This window comes from Pseudomonas putida S13.1.2 (assembly GCF_000498395.2).
Taxonomy (GTDB): domain Bacteria; phylum Pseudomonadota; class Gammaproteobacteria; order Pseudomonadales; family Pseudomonadaceae; genus Aquipseudomonas; species Aquipseudomonas putida_Q.
In genome coordinates this window covers 5,163,813-5,181,162 of the sequence record NZ_CP010979.1, presented here as the reverse complement: position 1 = coordinate 5,181,162, position 17,350 = coordinate 5,163,813, and the positions used below count along the sequence as shown (strand labels likewise).

Annotated in this window: 16 protein-coding genes; 11 read left to right on the top strand and 5 right to left on the bottom strand. The window is 63.9% G+C overall.

The annotated features are described in order from the left end of the window. Nucleotides 1–125: 125 nt before the first annotated feature. The 3 genes from N805_RS22865 to N805_RS22855 form a co-directional block, all read right to left on the bottom strand. Complete coding sequence (locus N805_RS22865; protein WP_019471048.1) at nucleotides 126–1,667, bottom strand: APC family permease; 1,542 nt, start codon at nucleotides 1,665–1,667, stop codon at nucleotides 126–128. Between the two features lie 113 nt (nucleotides 1,668–1,780). After that, nucleotides 1,781–2,554, bottom strand: coding sequence for a gamma-glutamyl-gamma-aminobutyrate hydrolase family protein (locus N805_RS22860; RefSeq protein ID WP_019471049.1), 774 nt, complete (start codon nucleotides 2,552–2,554; stop codon nucleotides 1,781–1,783). 4 nt (nucleotides 2,555–2,558) lie between these two features. After that, the gene (locus N805_RS22855; RefSeq protein ID WP_019471050.1) at nucleotides 2,559–3,941 is read right to left on the bottom strand and encodes a glutamine synthetase family protein; all 1,383 of its coding nucleotides are present in this window, start codon (nucleotides 3,939–3,941) and stop codon (nucleotides 2,559–2,561) included. Nucleotides 3,942–4,146: 205 nt separating this feature from the next. On the opposite strand from N805_RS22855, the gene N805_RS22850 reads away from it, so the two are divergent. The 5 genes from N805_RS22850 (at nucleotide 4,147) to N805_RS22830 (ending at nucleotide 8,883) form a co-directional block, all read left to right on the top strand. Beyond that, a complete protein-coding gene (locus N805_RS22850; protein ID WP_019471051.1) occupies nucleotides 4,147–5,019 on the top strand; it encodes a LysR family transcriptional regulator in 873 nt (290 codons plus the stop codon). Between the two features lie 241 nt (nucleotides 5,020–5,260). After that, a complete protein-coding gene (rpoZ, locus tag N805_RS22845) occupies nucleotides 5,261–5,524 on the top strand; it encodes a DNA-directed RNA polymerase subunit omega (protein WP_003253383.1) in 264 nt (87 codons plus the stop codon). Between the two features lie 59 nt (nucleotides 5,525–5,583). Beyond that, nucleotides 5,584–7,692 (top strand): bifunctional GTP diphosphokinase/guanosine-3',5'-bis pyrophosphate 3'-pyrophosphohydrolase, encoded by a 2,109-nt coding sequence (gene spoT, locus N805_RS22840; RefSeq protein WP_019471052.1) that lies wholly within the window; start codon nucleotides 5,584–5,586, stop codon nucleotides 7,690–7,692. 23 nt (nucleotides 7,693–7,715) lie between these two features. Then, on the top strand, nucleotides 7,716–8,096 hold the full coding sequence (locus N805_RS22835; RefSeq protein ID WP_016489827.1) for a RidA family protein: 381 nt from the start codon (nucleotides 7,716–7,718) through the stop codon (nucleotides 8,094–8,096). 55 nt (nucleotides 8,097–8,151) lie between these two features. Next, a complete protein-coding gene (locus N805_RS22830) occupies nucleotides 8,152–8,883 on the top strand; it encodes a hypothetical protein (protein WP_019471053.1) in 732 nt (243 codons plus the stop codon). A 129-nt stretch (nucleotides 8,884–9,012) separates the two neighbouring features. Here N805_RS22830 and N805_RS22825 read toward each other — a convergent pair whose 3' ends face one another. Further along, nucleotides 9,013–9,870, bottom strand: a complete 858-nt coding sequence (locus N805_RS22825; protein WP_019471054.1) for an SDR family oxidoreductase — start codon at nucleotides 9,868–9,870, stop codon at nucleotides 9,013–9,015. Nucleotides 9,871–10,060: 190 nt separating this feature from the next. Here N805_RS22825 and exbB point away from each other — a divergent pair, with 190 nt between their 5' ends. The 6 genes from exbB to N805_RS22795 all read left to right on the top strand — a co-directional run bounded on the left by exbB (nucleotide 10,061) and on the right by N805_RS22795 (nucleotide 16,765). Continuing rightward, nucleotides 10,061–11,020, top strand: a complete 960-nt coding sequence (exbB, locus tag N805_RS22820) for a tonB-system energizer ExbB (protein ID WP_019471055.1) — start codon at nucleotides 10,061–10,063, stop codon at nucleotides 11,018–11,020. Nucleotides 11,021–11,023: 3 nt separating this feature from the next. Then, nucleotides 11,024–11,452, top strand: coding sequence for a TonB system transport protein ExbD (exbD, locus tag N805_RS22815; RefSeq protein ID WP_003253367.1), 429 nt, complete (start codon nucleotides 11,024–11,026; stop codon nucleotides 11,450–11,452). Next, a complete protein-coding gene (locus N805_RS22810; RefSeq protein WP_016489831.1) occupies nucleotides 11,449–12,180 on the top strand; it encodes an energy transducer TonB in 732 nt (243 codons plus the stop codon). The genes exbD and N805_RS22810 overlap by 4 nt, the downstream gene beginning before the upstream one ends. Before the next feature lie 94 nt (nucleotides 12,181–12,274). Then, nucleotides 12,275–13,201 carry a hydrogen peroxide-inducible genes activator gene (locus tag N805_RS22805; RefSeq protein ID WP_019473525.1) on the top strand — a complete coding sequence of 309 codons (927 nt, stop codon included), beginning with the start codon at nucleotides 12,275–12,277 and terminating at the stop codon, nucleotides 13,199–13,201. Nucleotides 13,202–13,204: 3 nt separating this feature from the next. Further along, the gene (recG, locus tag N805_RS22800) at nucleotides 13,205–15,283 is read left to right on the top strand and encodes an ATP-dependent DNA helicase RecG (protein WP_016489833.1); all 2,079 of its coding nucleotides are present in this window, start codon (nucleotides 13,205–13,207) and stop codon (nucleotides 15,281–15,283) included. A gap of 78 nt (nucleotides 15,284–15,361) precedes the next feature. Further along, nucleotides 15,362–16,765, top strand: coding sequence for an aminoacyl-tRNA deacylase and HDOD domain-containing protein (locus N805_RS22795; protein WP_019473524.1), 1,404 nt, complete (start codon nucleotides 15,362–15,364; stop codon nucleotides 16,763–16,765). 135 nt (nucleotides 16,766–16,900) lie between these two features. On the opposite strand, the gene N805_RS22790 is transcribed toward N805_RS22795, so the two are convergent. Continuing rightward, nucleotides 16,901–17,275, bottom strand: coding sequence for an SCP2 sterol-binding domain-containing protein (locus N805_RS22790; RefSeq protein ID WP_019473523.1), 375 nt, complete (start codon nucleotides 17,273–17,275; stop codon nucleotides 16,901–16,903). Nucleotides 17,276–17,350: the final 75 nt, after the last annotated feature.

Genomic DNA, 17,350 nt, shown 5'->3' with positions numbered 1-17,350 from the left:
TTGGGGCTGCTTTGCAGCCCTTCGCGGGCACGCCCGCTCCCACAGGTTAGTCACCGCCCTGAGGCGTGCGCTGTACCTGTGGGAGCGGGCGTGCCCGCGAAGGGCCGCAGAGCGGCCCCAATTATTTATTCCTGCAAAGGCAGGGTAGCCTGCTGACGCAGGGTGGCCCCCAGGAAGTAAGCCGGCGCCCGCATGCGCGACAGCATCATCAGCCCGATGCCGAGCACCGAGATGATCGCGGCAATCACGAATACCAGCCCCAGCCCGCCCACATGCGAGCCACTGCCGAAGTCCGGCGAGGCGCTGTCGATGGCGGTACGCGCGAAGATCACCGACAAGATCACCCCACCTACCAGCGGGCACAGGCCGCGCATGATGAAGTGGCGCAGGCTGTCGAACAGGCTGGCGCGGAAATACCAGACGCAGGCGAACGCGGTCAGCGAATAGTAGAAGCAGATCATCATGCCTAGCGCGGTGATGGTATCCGCCAGCACGTTCTCGCTCAGGGTACGCATGGTCACGTAGAACAGGCCTGCTGCCAGGCCGGCGCAAATGGTGGCGTAGCGCGGGGTTTGCGAACGCGGACAGACGCTGGCGAACTTCTGCGGTACCGCACCGTAGTAACCCATGGCCAACAGGGTGCGCGCCGGCGCCACGAAGGTGGACTGCAGCGACGCCGCGGTGCTGGCCAGCACGGCGATGGACATCAGGATTGCCAGCGGCCCCATGACCGGGCCGGCCAGGTGGGCGAAGACGTTCTCCTGGATGCGTGGGTTGTTCAGGCCCAGCCCGGTTTCGCTGATACCGGCAAACTGCAGCGTGGCGATGGCGGTGAACAGGTACAGCCCGAGGATCAACATCACCGTCCAGGTGGCGGCCTTGCCTGGCACTTCTTCGCTGCCCACCGACTCTTCGCTGACGGTCAGGCACGTGTCCCAGCCCCAGAAGATGAAGATAGACAGCGACAGCCCGGCGGCAAAGGCCGAGAACGACTCGACACCGAACGGGTTGAACCAGGCGAAATCGAACGCCAGCGGTGGCGGCGCAGTGGTGCCGCCGAAGGCGGCAAAGGCAAAGCCGATCAGCACCAGCAACTGCAGGGCCACCAGGCCGTACTGCACGGTCATGGTGGTGGCGATGCCGCGACAGCATATCCACACGGCCAGGCCGATGAACACGCAACAGGTGCTGATGTTGATCAACAGGTTGTCGGCCAACGCTGCCAGTTCATGCTTGCCGGTGATCTGGCCAAGGAACAGGTAGAAGAAATCGACCGCCACCCCCGCCAGGTTCGACAGCACGATGGTGGTGGCGACCACCAGCCCCCAGCCGCCGATCCAGCCGATCATCGGGCCGAAGGCACGCGCCGACCAGGTGAACGAAGTACCGCTGTCCGGCTCTGCCGAGTTCAGTTCGCGGTAGCCCAGGGCCACCAGCAGCATCGGCAGGAAGCCGACGATGAACACGGCTGGCAGGTGGGCACCCACCTCGCGCACGGTGGGGCCAAGGGCGCCCGTCAGGGTGTAGACCGGGGCGATGGTGGAAATGCCCAGCACCACGCTGGCCAACAGGCCCAGGCGGCCTTTGGCCAGGCCCTTGCCGCGTTGGGTGTTGCCTGCGTCGGCCGCCACATCGGGTGGGCGGCCGGCTTCTGTATAATTGCTCATGAGTATTTGCCGTAAATTTTGGAATTGTTTTCGCAGGCCTTGCGCACAAGGCCTGCTTTCACTCATTGAAAGCTTGCTGCCGGGAACCCGTCATCCGAGACCTTCGGCTGACGTCAGAATGTCTCCTGCCGTGCGCCCTCCCGTGCCGCGTAGGCAATGCAGGCCTCGCGAAACGCCTGGAACAGGCGCAGCGAGACTGGGTTTTCGGTGAAGCGCCACTCTGGGTGCCATTGCACGCCAAGCACAAAGCCCGGCGCCGCAGGCATGGACACCGCTTCGATCAGGCCATCCGGGGCCCGCGCCTCGACACGCAGGCCCGGGGCCAGGCGGTCGATACCCTGGCTGTGCAGCGAGTTGACCTCGAACTGCGCCGCCAGGCCCAGGCGCTCGAACAACCCGCCTGGCTCGATGCCGACAGGGTGACGAGGGCCGTATTGCACCTCCAGGGGTGCGTCCTCAGGTTCGCGGTGGTCAAGGTACCCGGGCATTTCCTGCACGCGCTGGTGCAGGCTGCCGCCAAGCGCCACATTCAGTTCCTGGTAGCCACGACAGATGCAGAACACCGGCACGCCGGCGGCAATCGCTGCCTGCAGCAGCGGCAGGGTCAGGCGATCGCGCGCCAGATCGTGCCGTGTCCCGGCTACGCTAGGGGCGCCATTGTAATGATGCGGTTCGATATTTGAAGGCGAGCCGGTAAAAACAATGCCGTGCAGCCGGGCCAATAGCGCCTGCGTGTCGCTGCCCCCGTCTCGGGCCGGCAGGATCAGCGGCAAACCGGCAAAGCCGGCCGCCTCGACATACTTGTCGCCTACCGTGTGCGACGAGTTCTTCCCCACCTGCTGGCGGCAGGCGCTGACACCGATCAAGGGGACCGCATTTGCGCTCATGGGCTTACACCGTGTGCAGGTACCAGTTGTACTCAAGGTCGGAAATCGACACTTCGAACTCGGCCAGCTCGCTTTCCTTGCAGGCCACGAAGATATCGATGTAGTCCGGGCTGATGTATTGGTTGAGCACTTCGCTGTCGTCCAGCGCGCGCAGGGCATCACGCAGGTTGTTCGGCAGGCTCTGTTCCAGCTGCTCGTAGGAGTTGCCCTCGATCGGGGCATCCGGCTCGACCTTGTTGGTCAAGCCGTGATGCACGCCGGCAAGGATTGCCGCGAGCATCAGGTACGGGTTGGCATCGGCCCCGGCCACGCGGTGTTCCAGGCGCACGTTTTCGCTGCTGTCGGTAGGCACGCGCACGGCCACGGTGCGGTTGTCCAGGCCCCAGCTCGGTGCATTGGGCACGTAGAACTGCGCGCCGAAGCGGCGGTAGGAGTTGATGTTCGGGCAGAGGAAGGCCATGGACGCCGGCATGGTCTCCAGCACACCACCAATGGCGTGGCGCAGCGCGTCGCTTTGCAGCGGGTCATCGCTCGAGAAGATGTTCTTGCCGGTTTTCTTGTCCAGCAGCGAGATATGCACGTGCAGGCCGTTGCCCGCCTGGCCCGGGTAGGGCTTGGCCATGAAGGTGGTATCCATTTCATGGTCGTAGGCCACGTTCTTGATCAGCCGCTTGAGCAGGATCGCGTAGTCGCAGGCCTTCAGCGGGTCGGCCACGTGGTGCAGGTTGACCTCGAACTGCGCCGGGGCGCTTTCCTTGACGATGGCATCGGCAGGCAGGCCCTGCTCCTTGGCCGCTTCGAGCATGTCCTGCAGGCAGTCGGCATATTCGTCGAGGTCGTCGATCAGGTACACCTGGGTCGACTGCGGACGCTTGCCGGAAATGGGCGAGCGCGGCGGCTGCGGGCGGCCGTTGAGGTTGTCCTGATCGATCAGGTAGAACTCCAGCTCGAACGCCGCGCAAATGGTGAGGCCCAGATCGTCGAACTTGCTCACCACCTGACGCAGTACTTCGCGTGGGTCGGCGAAAAACGGCGCGCCTTCGATCTCGTGCATGGTCATCAGCAGCTGGGCGGTGGGGCGTTTCTGCCACGGCTCATCCGACAGCGTGCCAGGGATCGGGAAGCAGATGCGGTCGGCATCGCCAATGTCCAGGCCAAGGCCGGTGCTCTCTACCGTGGAACCGTTGATGTCCAGGGCGAACAGCGAAGCCGGCAGGTTGATGCCTTTCTCGTACACCTTGTGCAGGCTGGCCCGCTCGATGCGCTTGCCACGTACCACGCCATTCATGTCGGAAATCAGCAGGTCGACGTACTGCGTTTCCGGATGGGCCTGGAGGAAGTCATTCATCTCGCTGGAAGAACTGGCGCACGGGGTTACCGACGTCATGGTGTACATCCTTTGATGTGCTGCGGCGATGTGGGGATACGGCTGGCGCCTCACGGGCGACGATGGTTGCAGCTGTTGTTTTTTTCACTTTCCCATCGTGGGGATTGGTTACCCGACCGGACGCATTGATTCCGGGGGGCCGTTTCACTATAAAATGGCCCTGACGCAACAGACATTGGCAATTCGGCAAGCAGAGCGTGCACCAATGCAATATCAGATCACCCACGCCGACCTCTCCCTGGTCCTGGCACTGGAGCGCGGCCGCTCGCTGGCCAAAGCCGCCGAGCTCCTCAAAGTCGACGTTTCGACGGTATTCCGCTCGATCCGCCGGCTGGAGTCGGCGCTGGGCACCGCCTTGTTCGTCAAGAGCCGCAAGGGCTACCTGCCGACCGATACCGCCCAGGCCCTGGCCGAGCAGGCCGAGCGCGCCGAACAGGCGCTGGAGGCGGCGCGCATTGCCATGACCAGTGGCGAGCAGGTGGTAAGCGGCACGGTGCGGGTGACCTGCACCGAGGCGGTCATGCATAGCCTGCTGCTGCCGGCGCTGGCCGAGTTCATGCCCAACTACCCGGCCTTGTCGCTGGAGATGGGCACCTCGAACACCTTCGCCAACCTCAGCCGGCGCGATGCCGACATTGCCCTGCGCCTGACCAATACACCCCCGGAACACCTGGTGGGTCGCAACCTGGGGTCCACCTCCTATGTGGTCTGCGGCCAGCCGCAGTGGCGCGAGCGCCTGGCAGAATCGGCCGTCAGCGTGCCATGGATCGCCCCCGACGACTCGATGCAGGACCACCCCACGGTGGTCTGGCGCAACCAGCAGCACCCCGGGCTAAGCCCACGCTACCAGTGCAGCGGCATGTCGACCATTGCCCAGCTGGTAACTGCCGGCCTGGGCGTGGCGGCGCTGCCGGACTACATGGTGCACGCCCTGCCCGGCGTGGATGCGCTGAGCGGACCGCTGCCGGGTTGCGACACCCAGCTGTGGCTGCTGACCCGGCCGGATTGCCGGGCGCTGCGCTCGGTGCAGACCCTTTTCGAAGAGCTGACGCCGCGGTTGCGTGGCGCGATGCTCTGAGGTTATCGTCGGGGTCAAGTATTGCGGCTGTCTGGTCCGGCCCTTTCGCGGGAAAACCCGCTCCCACAGGGTAGGCGGTGCCTGTGGGCGCGGGTTTACCCGCGAAGAAGCAAACACAGGGCTTCAAGGTGACCGCCCGGCAAAACAGCGCTTCCCTATTGGCTGGTGAATTTTTATACTATCGAGTCCGCCTGCCCATTACTGGGCTGCACGCCCACCGCATTTGCTACTGAGGAAGACCATGGCCCGCGTAACTGTTGAAGACTGCCTGGAACACGTGGATAACCGCTTCGAGCTGGTCATGCTCTCGACCAAGCGCGCTCGCCAGCTGGCGACCGGCGGCAAAGAGCCACGCGTTGCGTGGGAAAACGACAAACCGACCGTTGTTGCCCTGCGTGAAATCGCCGAAGGCATCGTCACCAACGAGTTCATCGCCGCTGAAGAGATCGTCACCGAGGATCCGGTCTTCGCCGCCTTCGAGGACGAGAACAACGAGGCTGTCTGATTGATGCCAGGTCGACGTCGCACGGCGCAAGGCCCTTTTCCTCCGCAGGAGGTCAACCCATGCCGGGTATAGAAGCCTTGGCCGAACGGCTGTCGACCTACCTTGGCCCCGAACAGGTCAACCTGGTTCGGCGCGCCTATTTCTACGCCGAACAGGCCCACGATGGGCAGCGCCGCCGCAGCGGCGAGCCCTACGTGACCCACCCGCTGGCCGTGGCCAGCATCCTCGCCGACATGCACATGGACCATCAAAGCCTGATGGCGGCCATGCTGCACGATGTGATCGAAGACACCGGTATCGCCAAGGAAGCCCTCAGCCAGCAATTTGGCGAGACGGTGGCCGAACTGGTCGATGGGGTCAGCAAGCTGACCCAGATGAACTTCGAGACCAAGGCCGAGGCGCAGGCCGAAAACTTCCAGAAAATGGCCATGGCCATGGCCCGCGACATTCGCGTGATCCTGGTCAAGCTGGCCGACCGCCTGCACAACATGCGCACCCTGGAAGTGCTGTCCGGCGAAAAACGCCGGCGCATCGCCAAGGAAACCCTGGAAATCTACGCCCCCATCGCCAACCGCCTGGGCATGCACACCGTGCGCGTGGAGTTCGAGGACCTCGGCTTCAAGGCCATGCACCCGATGCGCTCGTCGCTGATTCACCGGGCGGTGAAAAGCGCACGCGGCAACCGCAAAGAGATCGTCGCCAAGATCGAGCACTCGCTGGCCAACTGCCTGGCTGCCGACGGCATCGAGGGCGAGGTCAGCGGCCGGCAGAAACACCTCTATGGCATCTACAAGAAGATGCGCGGCAAGCGCCGTGCCTTCAACGAGATCATGGACGTGTATGCCTTCCGCATCATCGTCGACAAGGTCGACACCTGCTACCGCGTGCTTGGCGCCGTGCACAACCTGTACAAGCCGCTGCCCGGTCGCTTCAAGGATTACATCGCGATCCCCAAGGCCAACGGCTACCAGTCGTTGCACACCACGCTGTTCGGCATGCACGGCGTGCCCATCGAAATCCAGATCCGCACCCGCGAAATGGAAGAGATGGCCAACAACGGCATCGCCGCGCACTGGCTGTACAAGTCCAACGACGACGAGCAGCCCAAGGGCAGCCACGCCCGCGCGCGGCAGTGGGTGAAGGGTATCCTCGAGTTGCAGCAACGTGCCGGCAACTCGCTGGAATTCATCGAGAGCGTGAAGATCGACCTGTTCCCGGACGAGGTCTACGTGTTCACGCCCAAAGGCCGCATCATGGAGCTGCCCAAAGGCTCCACGGCGGTGGACTTCGCCTACGCGGTGCACACCGACGTCGGCAACAGCTGCATCGCCTGCCGCATCAACCGCCGCCTGGCGCCGCTGTCCGAACCGCTGCAAAGCGGCTCGACGGTGGAAATCGTCAGCGCCCCGGGCGCACGGCCGAACCCGGCCTGGCTCAACTTCGTGGTGACCGGCAAGGCGCGCACGCACATCCGCCACGCACTCAAGCAGCAGCGTCGCTCCGAGTCCATCAGCCTGGGCGAACGCCTGCTGAACAAGGTGCTCACCGGTTTCGACAGCAGCCTGGAGAAAATCCCTCAGGAGCGTATCCAGGCGATTCTCGCCGAGTACCGCCTGGAGCTGATCGAAGACCTGCTCGAAGACATCGGCCTGGGCAACCGCATGGCCTACGTGGTCGCTCGCCGCCTGCTGTCGGCCGAAGGCGAGCAGCTGCCTGCACCAGAAGGCCCGCTGGCGATCCGGGGTACCGAAGGCCTGGTGCTGAGCTACGCCAAGTGCTGCACGCCTATCCCTGGCGACCCGATCGTCGGCCACCTGTCGGCCGGCAAGGGCATGGTCGTGCACCTGGAGAATTGCCGCAACATCAGTGAAATCCGCCACAACCCGGAAAAGTGCGTGCAGCTTTCCTGGGCCAAGGACATCACCGGTGAGTTCAATGTCGAACTGCGTGTCGAACTGGAGCACCAGCGCGGCCTTATTGCCCTGCTGGCCAGCAGTGTCAACGCTGCCGACGGCAACATCGAGAAGATCAGCATGGACGAACGCGACGGCCGTATCAGCGTGGTCCAACTGGTGGTCAGCGTGCACGACCGTGTGCACCTGGCGCGTGTGATCAAGAAGCTGCGTACCTTGACCGGTGTGGTCCGCATCACCCGCATGCGTACGTAGTCCGCCAACCGCAAGGAGTCATCATGAGCAAGACCGTCATCACTAGCGACAAGGCCCCAGCCGCCATCGGCACCTACTCGCAGGCGATCAAGGCAGGCAACACGGTGTACATGTCGGGCCAGATCCCGCTGGACCCCAAGACCATGGAACTGGTCGAAGGCTTCGAAGCCCAGACCGTGCAGGTGTTCGAGAACCTCAAGTCCGTGGCTGAAGCCGCTGGCGGTTCGTTCAAGGACATCGTCAAGCTGAACATCTTCCTCACCGACCTGAGCCACTTCGCCAAGGTCAACGAGGTGATGGGCCGCTACTTCGAGCAACCCTACCCCGCCCGTGCCGCCATCGGCGTTGCCGCGCTGCCGAAAGGCGCTCAGGTCGAAATGGACGCCATCCTGGTCATCGAATGATGCTCCGGTGACGGGCGCCCTGCCCGTCACCCCTCCTTTGCAAGGTTACCCCGTCATGCGTCAAGCACTGCCTATCGCGCTGGCAGCCCTGCTACTGGGCGGCTGCGCCAGCCACAAACCCGAAGATTACAACGGCACCTGGATCAACCAGGAGGCCATCACCGCAGCGGTCAAGGGCGGCAGCCTGCGCCAAGCCCTGAATGAGCACGGCCCAGTGTTTGAATGGAGGCTCGACGTTGCCAGCCAGCAGGCCAGCTTCAGCAATGGTTTCGAGGCCGCTGACGGCCAGCTGAGCGCCAATGACAAGCAATGGCAGGCCAGCTTCGCGGGCGGCCAGACCGAGCAGCTGTCGCTTGATGGGGACGAGCTGCAAGCCGTCGACCAGCGCGGCGCCAAGCAGACCTTCGTGCGTGCCAAGGCACCGGCTACTGCCAATGCACCGCTGGGCAGCAGCTTCGAGAAAGCGCTGTACCAGGCCTACCTGGGCGGCAATTGGAAGGTGGTCGAAGGCCAGGGCAAAGGTGCCAGCGTGCGCTTCAGCGACACCGGTAACGTCACCGGCCTGCCGGGGCCGGACCGTTTTGCACTGTGCCTGGCAGGTGACTGCGCGGCCATGGGCGGCAGCAATGACAGCCTCTGGCTGGAGCGTAACCAGCGTGGTGCTCCGTTCATCATCAAGCGTGATGGCGACAAACTGGAGATTTTCCAGGCGGTAAACCGTGCGCAGCCAGACGAAATGCCGGCGCTGGCCGCGGGCAAGCGCCAGTGGGTGCTGGAACGCAGCTGAGTCCTGTTGCATTTGCACTGAATGCACTGGCCTCTTCGCGGGTGAACCCGCTCCCACAGGGTAATCACTGTCTTCAGGCCTTGTGATATCCCTGTGGGAGCGGGTTTACCCGCGAAGAGGCCGGTAAATTCAACGCCCTCCTTTCAGGATGGCGGCATAGCCTTCCTTGTAGCTCGGATACACCGGCGCCCAGCCCAATGCCCGGGCCCGGGCGTTGCTGCAGCGCTTGCTGCCGGTACGCCGCACCCGCTGCTCATCGGACCACTCGGTAACCCCCATGTACGCCCGTAGCCAGGCCACCACGTCGGCCAGCGGCGCGGGGTCGTCATCAACGCCAATGTAGTAGTCGTCCAGCACCGTGCCATCAGCATCGGCCTGCAGCAGAAACGCCAGCAGGCTGGCAGCATCCTCGGCATGAATGCGGTTGCCGTACAGCGGCGGCTCCTCAGCCACACGGTAACCCTGGCGCACCTGGCTCAACAGCCACTCGCGGCCTGGGCCGTAGATACCCGTCAGGCGCACAACGCTCGCCGGGATACCACTGGCCAGCGCCAGCCGCTCAGCCTCCAGCATCACCCGCCCGGAATAACCTTCGGGCTCGGTGGCCGCGCCTTCCTCGACCCACTCACCGTCCTTTTGCGCATACACGCTGCTGCTGGAAACGAACAGCAGACGACGGGGGCGCTGACCACGCTCGGCCAGCCAGGCCAACACATGGCGCAAACCATCAACATAGGCCGCCTGGTAACCCGCCTCGTCGTGCTGGCTGGCCGCCACGCAGTACACCAGGTAATCCAGTGGACCCTGTGGCCAGGCTGGCGGGATCGACGGTTCGGCCAAGTCCGCGGCAACCGGTTGGACGCCCGCAGGCAGCTGCCCGACAGCGCGGCGCAGGCCGCTCACCTGCCAGCCTTTGGCCATCATTTGCTGGGCCAGACGCCCCCCCACATCACCACAACCCACCACCATCACGGAAAGGTCTGACATCTCTAAACTCCCTAGACCAATTGATCAGCCCGGCCACGCTACACGATGGGCGGCTAGACCATAGGCGAAAAAAGCAACAAGATTACTTTTGTTAACAAGAATTACTTGCAATAATGGCCGCCAATTTGTTCTCGGCCTACCTCGAGGCCTTGGAGAACGCTCACTTTTTTCTTCATCAGGTCCGGCCAGCATGACACGTACTCAACTTTCCGCTTCGCCAACCCCGTCGCGCGCCTGGCGCGCCATCGCCGCGCTGACACTCAGCCTGGTGCTGGCCCCGGTGGCCATGGCCGATGAGCCAACCACCAACGCCGCCACGCCTGCTGCCGCCACTGCCCCGGCCGCGCCTGCTGCTGCCCCGGCTGCCGACGCTGCTGCCACCCCGGCTGACGCACCGGCTGCGGTAGACCCGAGCGTTGAAGCCCTGGTTGAAGACACCTCGCTGGGCATGGCTCACGACCTGTCCCCATGGGGCATGTACAAGAACGCCGATATCGTGGTGAAGATCGTCATGATCGGCCTGGCCATCGCCTCCATCATCACCTGGACCATCTGGATTGCCAAAGGCTTCGAGCTGATGGGCGCCAAGCGTCGCCTGCGTGGTGAAATCGCCCAGCTGAAGAAGTCCACCACCCTGAAAGACGCCAGCGAAGTCTCCAACAAGGAAGGTACCTTGGCCCACACCCTGGTCCACGATGCCCTTGAAGAGATGCGCCTTTCGGCCAACGCCCGCGAAAAAGAAGGCATCAAGGAACGCGTCAGCTTCCGCCTGGAGCGCCTGGTGCATGCCAGCGGCCGCACCATGAGCAGCGGCACCGGCGTACTTGCCACCATCGGCTCCACCGCGCCGTTCGTTGGCCTGTTCGGTACCGTATGGGGCATCATGAACAGCTTCATCGGCATCGCCAAGACCCAAACCACCAACCTGGCCGTGGTTGCACCAGGTATTGCCGAAGCCCTGCTGGCCACCGCCCTGGGCCTGGTCGCTGCAATCCCGGCTGTGGTCATCTACAACGTCTTCGCCCGCTCCATCGCTGGCTACAAGGCCCAGGTGTCCGACGCCTCCGCCCAGGTCCTGCTGCTGGTCAGCCGTGATCTGGACCACCAGGGCAGCGACCGCGCCGCCCCGCACATGGTGAAAGTGGGGTAAGCCATGGGCCTGCATCTCAACGAAGGTGGCGACGACCTCGCCGAAAACCACGAAATCAACGTTACGCCGTTCATCGACGTGATGTTGGTGCTGCTGATCATCTTCATGGTCGCTGCCCCCCTGGCCACGGTCGACATCAAGGTCGACCTGCCGGCCTCTACCGCCAAACCGGCGCCGAGGCCCGAGAAACCGGTGTTCGTCAGCGTCAAGGCCGACCAGAAGCTGTACGTCGGCGATGATCAGGTTGCTGCGCCCGACCAGCTTGGCCCGATGCTCGACGCCAAGACCAAGGGTGACAAGGAAACCACCATCTTCTTCCAGGCTGACAAAGGCGTGGATTACGGCGACCTGATGGAAGTGATGAACAACATGCGCGCGGCCGGCTACCTCAAGGTCGGTCTGGTAGGTCTCGAGACGGCAGCCAAGAAATGACGAAAACGCGCTCAAACATGGCGCGCTACGGTGGCAGCCTGGCGATCGTGCTGGGCGTGCACGTGGTCGCCGTGCTGCTGACGCTCAACTGGTCGGTGCCCCAAGCCATCGAACTGCCCCCGGCAGCGATGATGGTCGAGCTGGCACCGTTACCGGAGCCAGCGCCACCACCGCCACCGAAAGCGGCGCCACAGCCACCGGCACCGGTCGAAGAACCGCCGTTGCCCAAGCTGGCCGAAGCACCCAAGCCCAAGATCGCCATCCCCAAGCCGCCCAAGCCGAAGGCCAAGCCCCAGCCGCCCAAGCCCGAGAAAAAGCCTGAGCCGCCGAAGGAAGCGCCACCCACCGAGCAAACGGTAGACGCACCGCCGAGCAACACGCCACCGCAGAAATCCGCGGCACCGGCGCCGAGCATTGCGTCCAACAGCAACGCCCTGCCAACCTGGCAGAGCGACCTGCTGCGCCACCTGGCCAAGTACAAGCGCTACCCGGAAGACGCGCGCCGTCGCGGCCTGCAAGGCATCAACCGCCTGCGCTTCGTGGTCGACGCCGAAGGCAAGGTGGTCTCGTACTCCATGGCAGGTGGTTCGGGCAGTGCGGCACTGGACCGGGCGACCCTGGAAATGATCCGTCGAGCCGGCACGGTACCCAAGCCGCCACCCGAGTTGCTGAACAATGGCACGATCGAAGTCGTGGCACCGTTCGTCTACTCGCTGGACCGCCGCTAAGACTTTTGCTTCTGTCACAAATCGGCAACTCTGATAACGTGCGTCTATCGATTGCAGCCGCTATGCTGGGCCCGCAACTTCATGGACGCACGTTATGACCCTCACAGAATTACGCTACATCGTCACACTCGCCCAGGAACAGCACTTCGGCCATGCCGCCGAACGCTGCCACGTGAGCCAGCCGACCCTGTCGGTCGGTGTGAAGAAGCTCGAGGATGAGCTTGGCGTTCTGATCTTCGAGCGCAGCAAAAGCGCGGTACGCCTGACACCGGTCGGCGAGAGCATCGTCGCCCAGGCACAGAAGGTACTGGAGCAGGCCCAGGGCATTCGCGAGCTGGCCCAGGCCGGCAAGAACCAGCTGACCGCCCCGCTCAAGGTCGGTGCCATCTATACCGTCGGCCCCTACCTGTTCCCGCACCTGATCCCGCAACTGCACCGCGTAGCGCCGCAGATGCCGCTGTACATCGAAGAAAACTTCACCCACGTACTGCGTGAAAAGCTGCGTAACGGCGAGCTGGATGCGGTGATCATCGCCCTGCCGTTCAACGAAGCCGATGTGCTGACCCTGCCGCTGTACGATGAGCCGTTCTGCGCCCTGATGCCCGCCGACCACCCATGGACGGCGAAAAAGACCATCGACACCGCCATGCTCAACGACAAGAGCCTGCTGTTGCTCGGTGAGGGGCACTGTTTCCGCGACCAGGTACTGGAAGCCTGTCCTACCCTGAACAAGGGCGGCGAAGGCGCCAGGCACACCACGGTCGAATCCAGCTCGCTGGAAACCATCCGCCACATGGTGGCCTCGGGCCTTGGCGTGTCGATCCTGCCGCTGTCGGCGGTGCACAGCCATCACTACGCCCCTGGCATCATCGAAGTTCGCCCCCTGACGGCACCGGCACCGTTCCGCACCGTGGCCATCGCCTGGCGCGCCAGCTTCCCGCGGCCCAAGGCCATCGAGATCCTCGCCGACTCGATCCGCCTGTGCTCGGTGGCCAAAGCCCCTGCGGAACAAACGGCCTGAGTCATGAGTGAGCTGTCGAAGGTCCCGGTCACGGTACTCAAGGGTGTTGGCGAGGCCATGGCGGAAAAACTCGCCAAGGTCGGCCTGGAGAACCTGCAGGATGTGCTGTTTCACCTGCCCCTGCGTTACCAGGACCGCACCCGCGTGGTGCCGATCGGCCAATTGCGCCCAGGCCAGGATGCCGTGATCGAGGGCGTGGTCAGCGGTGCCGACGTGACCATGGGCAAGCGGCGCAGCCTGGTGGTACGCCTGGGTGACGGCACCGGAGTGCTGAGCCTGCGCTTCTACCACTTCAGCAACGCGCAAAAGGAAGGGCTGAAACGTGGCACCCACCTGCGCTGCTATGGCGAAGCCCGCCCCGGTGCCTCGGGCCTGGAAATCTACCACCCCGAGTACCGCGCGCTGAACGGCGATGAGCCGCCGCCACCGGTCGAACAGACCCTGACGCCGATCTACCCGTCCACCGAAGGCCTCACCCAGCAACGCCTGCGCCTGTTGTGCCAGCAGAGCCTGGGCCTGCTCGGCCCGCGCAGCCTGCCCGACTGGCTGCCTGACGAGCTGGCCCGGGACTACCAACTGGCGCCGCTGGACGATGCCATCCGTTACCTGCACAACCCGCCGGCCGACGCCGACCTTGACGAACTTGCCGAAGGCCAGCACTGGGCCCAGCACCGCCTGGCCTTCGAAGAACTGCTGACCCACCAGTTGTCGCAGCAACGCCTGCGCGAGAGCCTGCGCAGCTTGCGGGCGCCGGTGCTGCCCAAGGCCACGCGCCTGCAGGCGCAGTACCTGGCCAACCTGGGCTTTCAGCCGACCGGCGCACAGCAGCGGGTGGCCAACGAAATTGCCTACGACCTCAGCCAGCACGAGCCGATGATGCGCCTGGTGCAGGGCGATGTCGGTGCCGGCAAGACCGTGGTCGCCGCCCTGGCAGCTCTGCAAGGGCTGGAAGCCGGCTATCAGGTGGCGCTGATGGCGCCCACCGAGATCCTCGCCGAACAGCACTTCATCACCTTCAAGCGCTGGCTCGAGCCGCTGGGCATCGAAGTGGCCTGGCTGGCCGGCAAGCTCAAGGGCAAGGCCCGGGCCAGCGCCCTGGAGCAGATTGCCAACGGTGCGCCGATGGTGGTCGGCACCCACGCGCTGTTCCAGGAAGAAGTGAAGTTCAAGCACCTGGCCCTGGCGATCATTGACGAACAGCACCGTTTTGGCGTGCAGCAACGCCTGGCCCTGCGCAAGAAAGGCGTGGCCGGCGAGTTGTGCCCGCACCAGCTGATCATGACCGCCACGCCTATCCCGCGCACCCTGGCCATGAGCGCTTACGCCGACCTGGACACCTCGGTGCTCGACGAATTGCCGCCTGGGCGTACCCCGGTAAACACCGTGCTGGTAGCCGACAGCCGCCGCTTCGAGGTGGTCGAACGGGTTCGCGCCGCCTGCGCCGAAGGCCGTCAGGCCTACTGGGTGTGCACCCTGATCGAAGAATCCGAAGAGCTGACCTGCCAGGCCGCCGAAAGCACATACGAAGAACTCGGCAGTGCCTTGGGCGAATTGCGTGTGGGCCTGATCCACGGCCGCATGAAGCCTGCTGAAAAAGCCGAGATCATGGCGCAGTTCAAGGCCGGTGAATTGCAGCTGCTGGTCGCCACCACTGTCATCGAAGTAGGCGTGGACGTACCCAACGCCAGCCTGATGATCATCGAAAACCCCGAACGCCTGGGCCTGGCCCAGTTGCACCAGCTGCGCGGCCGGGTTGGCCGGGGCAGTGCCGTCAGCCATTGCGTGCTGTTGTACCACCCGCCACTGTCGCAGATCGGCCGCGAACGCTTAGGTATCATGCGCGAGACCAACGACGGCTTCATCATTGCCGAGAAAGACCTCGAACTACGCGGCCCAGGCGAGATGCTGGGTACACGCCAGACCGGTCTGCTGCAATTCAAGGTCGCCGACCTGATGCGCGATGCCGACCTGTTACCGGCTGTGCGCGATGCCGCCCAGGCCCTGGTGGCCCGCTGGCCGGACCACGTCAGCCCGCTGCTCGACCGCTGGCTACGCCATGGTCAGCAATATGGCCAAGTGTGACGCTAGTCCCAGAATGGATCCAGATTTGCTCGCAGGCTGGTTATACTTCGCGTTTAAAAGAATCAGTGGATACGGACCATGACTGAAGTTGCCCTGGACACCGCAACGCCACACGCCCCCACGGTAATCAGGCTGCTGCTCGACAAGATCGGCGTCGTCTACCGCGAGGTGGTCCAACACCCGCACTTGCCTGCGGCTTCGCGGGTGCAGGCGGTGCTTCTCGACGACGAGGTCGGCGCCCTCATGGTGTTGTTCCCGCAGAGCCAACTGCTGGACCTCAACCGCCTGACCGAGCTGACCGGGCGCAAGCTGACTGCCGTGTCGGTGCCGCGCCTCAAGCAAATGCTCGACAAACATCAGCTCAAGGCCCTGCCCGGCATTCCCGCGCTGACCAGCTCGCCGTGCCAGTACGAAAAGAGCCTGCTCGACGCCGAGACCGTGTACATCCAGTCTGGCGAAAGCGGGCTGCTGCTGGCGATTGAGCGCGCGCACTTCAAGCGCATGCTGGCCAAGGCCAGCGCCAGCAGCTTCGGCCAGGAAGTCGAGGCCATCAGCCCCAACCTCGACCGCCCCCATGACGACACCCAGGAAATCAACGATGCTGTTCAGGCCTTCACCGCCCGACGCATCCAGAAGCGCCTGGAAGAAACCATCGAGATCCCGCCGCTGGCCGATACCGCCCAGAAAATCATCAAACTGCGGGTAGACCCCAACGCGAGCATTGATGACATCACCGGCGTGGTCGAAACCGACCCGGCGCTGGCGGCACAGGTCGTGAGCTGGGCGGCGTCGCCCTACTACGCTTCGCCGGGCAAGATCCGCTCGGTAGAAGACGCCATCGTGCGCGTGCTGGGCTTCGACCTGGTGATCAACCTGGCCCTTGGCCTGGCCCTGGGCAAGACCTTGAGCCTGCCGAAAGACCAACCGCAGCAGGCCACCCCCTACTGGCAGCAGTCGATCTACACCGCCGCGATCATCGAAGGCCTGACCCGTGCCATGCCGCGGGCAGAACGCCCCGAGGCCGGGCTGACCTACCTGGCCGGGCTGCTGCACAACTTTGGCTACCTGTTGCTGGCGCACGTGTTTCCGCCCCACTTTTCGCTGATTTGCCGCCATCTGGAGGTGAACCCGCACTTGAACCACACCTATGTGGAACAACACCTGCTAGGCATCAGCCGCGAACAGATCGGTGCCTGGCTTATGAAGCTGTGGGACATGCCCGAAGAGCTGTCGACCGCGCTGCGCTTCCAGCACGACCCGGCTTACGACGGCGAGTATTCGGCGTTTCCCAACCTGGTGTGCCTGGCGACCCGCCTGTTGCGCTCGCGGGGGATTGGCTCCGGGCCGCAGGAAGAGATTCCTGACGAGTTGCTGGAGCGCCTGGGGATTACCCGGGAAAAGGCCGAGGATGTGGTGAACAAGGTGCTCGAGGCCGAGAACCTGCTGCGCGAGCTGGCTTCGCAGTTTCAAGCACCGCACTGATATCACGAGGGGCCGCTTTGCGGCCCAATCGCCGGCAAGCCAGCTCCCACATTGACCGCATTGGCCTCAAACCCTGTGCGGTACCTGTGGGAGCTGGCTTGCCGGCGAATGGGCTGCGCAGCAGCCCCGGCAATTTCAGCCTTTCTTCTTCGGTTTCAGGTACTTCATCAGCCCTTGGAACCACATCACCAGCGCCGGGTTGCCCTTGATCTGGATGTTCTTCTCCTGAATCCCCTGCATGAACGCCAACTGCTTGTTGCCCGCCTGCATCGTGGCGTAGCCGTAGGCCGCGTCCTTGAAGGCGATGGCAAAGGCCGGCTGCGGATACGCGCCGCCCTTGCTACTGATGCGCTCGTTGTTGACGACGAAGTGCCGTGCAACCTTGCCGTCCAGGGTCTGCATCTGGAACACCAGGTCCTTGCCCTTGAGCTGCTGCTGGAATGCAGGGTTGTTACGGCTGGCCCTGGCCATCAACAGCCCCATGGCCCAGAGAAGAAAGCGGAACTTCATCAACGTGCCTCGAATGAAAAGTGACTAAGTCGCGCAGTCTATCCTTTTCTAGAACTATTTATGCAAGTTCGAAAC

Excerpts from the sequence above, each read along its gene's own strand:
- spoT (WP_019471052.1), top strand. The coding sequence starts at position 5,584 with ATGCCGGGTATAGAAGCCTTGGCCGAACGGCTGTCGACCTACCTTGGC.
- N805_RS22795 (WP_019473524.1), top strand. The coding sequence starts at position 15,362 with ATGACTGAAGTTGCCCTGGACACCGCAACGCCACACGCCCCCACGGTA.
- N805_RS22855 (WP_019471050.1), bottom strand. The coding sequence starts at position 3,941 with ATGACGTCGGTAACCCCGTGCGCCAGTTCTTCCAGCGAGATGAATGAC.
- N805_RS22825 (WP_019471054.1), bottom strand. The coding sequence starts at position 9,870 with ATGTCAGACCTTTCCGTGATGGTGGTGGGTTGTGGTGATGTGGGGGGG.
- N805_RS22860 (WP_019471049.1), bottom strand. The coding sequence starts at position 2,554 with ATGAGCGCAAATGCGGTCCCCTTGATCGGTGTCAGCGCCTGCCGCCAG.
- N805_RS22850 (WP_019471051.1), top strand. The coding sequence starts at position 4,147 with ATGCAATATCAGATCACCCACGCCGACCTCTCCCTGGTCCTGGCACTG.
- N805_RS22805 (WP_019473525.1), top strand. The coding sequence starts at position 12,275 with ATGACCCTCACAGAATTACGCTACATCGTCACACTCGCCCAGGAACAG.
- N805_RS22865 (WP_019471048.1), bottom strand. The coding sequence starts at position 1,667 with ATGAGCAATTATACAGAAGCCGGCCGCCCACCCGATGTGGCGGCCGAC.
- N805_RS22830 (WP_019471053.1), top strand. The coding sequence starts at position 8,152 with ATGCGTCAAGCACTGCCTATCGCGCTGGCAGCCCTGCTACTGGGCGGC.
- N805_RS22810 (WP_016489831.1), top strand. The coding sequence starts at position 11,449 with ATGACGAAAACGCGCTCAAACATGGCGCGCTACGGTGGCAGCCTGGCG.
- N805_RS22835 (WP_016489827.1), top strand. The coding sequence starts at position 7,716 with ATGAGCAAGACCGTCATCACTAGCGACAAGGCCCCAGCCGCCATCGGC.
- exbD (WP_003253367.1), top strand. The coding sequence starts at position 11,024 with ATGGGCCTGCATCTCAACGAAGGTGGCGACGACCTCGCCGAAAACCAC.
- rpoZ (WP_003253383.1), top strand. The coding sequence starts at position 5,261 with ATGGCCCGCGTAACTGTTGAAGACTGCCTGGAACACGTGGATAACCGC.
- N805_RS22790 (WP_019473523.1), bottom strand. The coding sequence starts at position 17,275 with ATGAAGTTCCGCTTTCTTCTCTGGGCCATGGGGCTGTTGATGGCCAGG.
- recG (WP_016489833.1), top strand. The coding sequence starts at position 13,205 with ATGAGTGAGCTGTCGAAGGTCCCGGTCACGGTACTCAAGGGTGTTGGC.
- exbB (WP_019471055.1), top strand. The coding sequence starts at position 10,061 with ATGACACGTACTCAACTTTCCGCTTCGCCAACCCCGTCGCGCGCCTGG.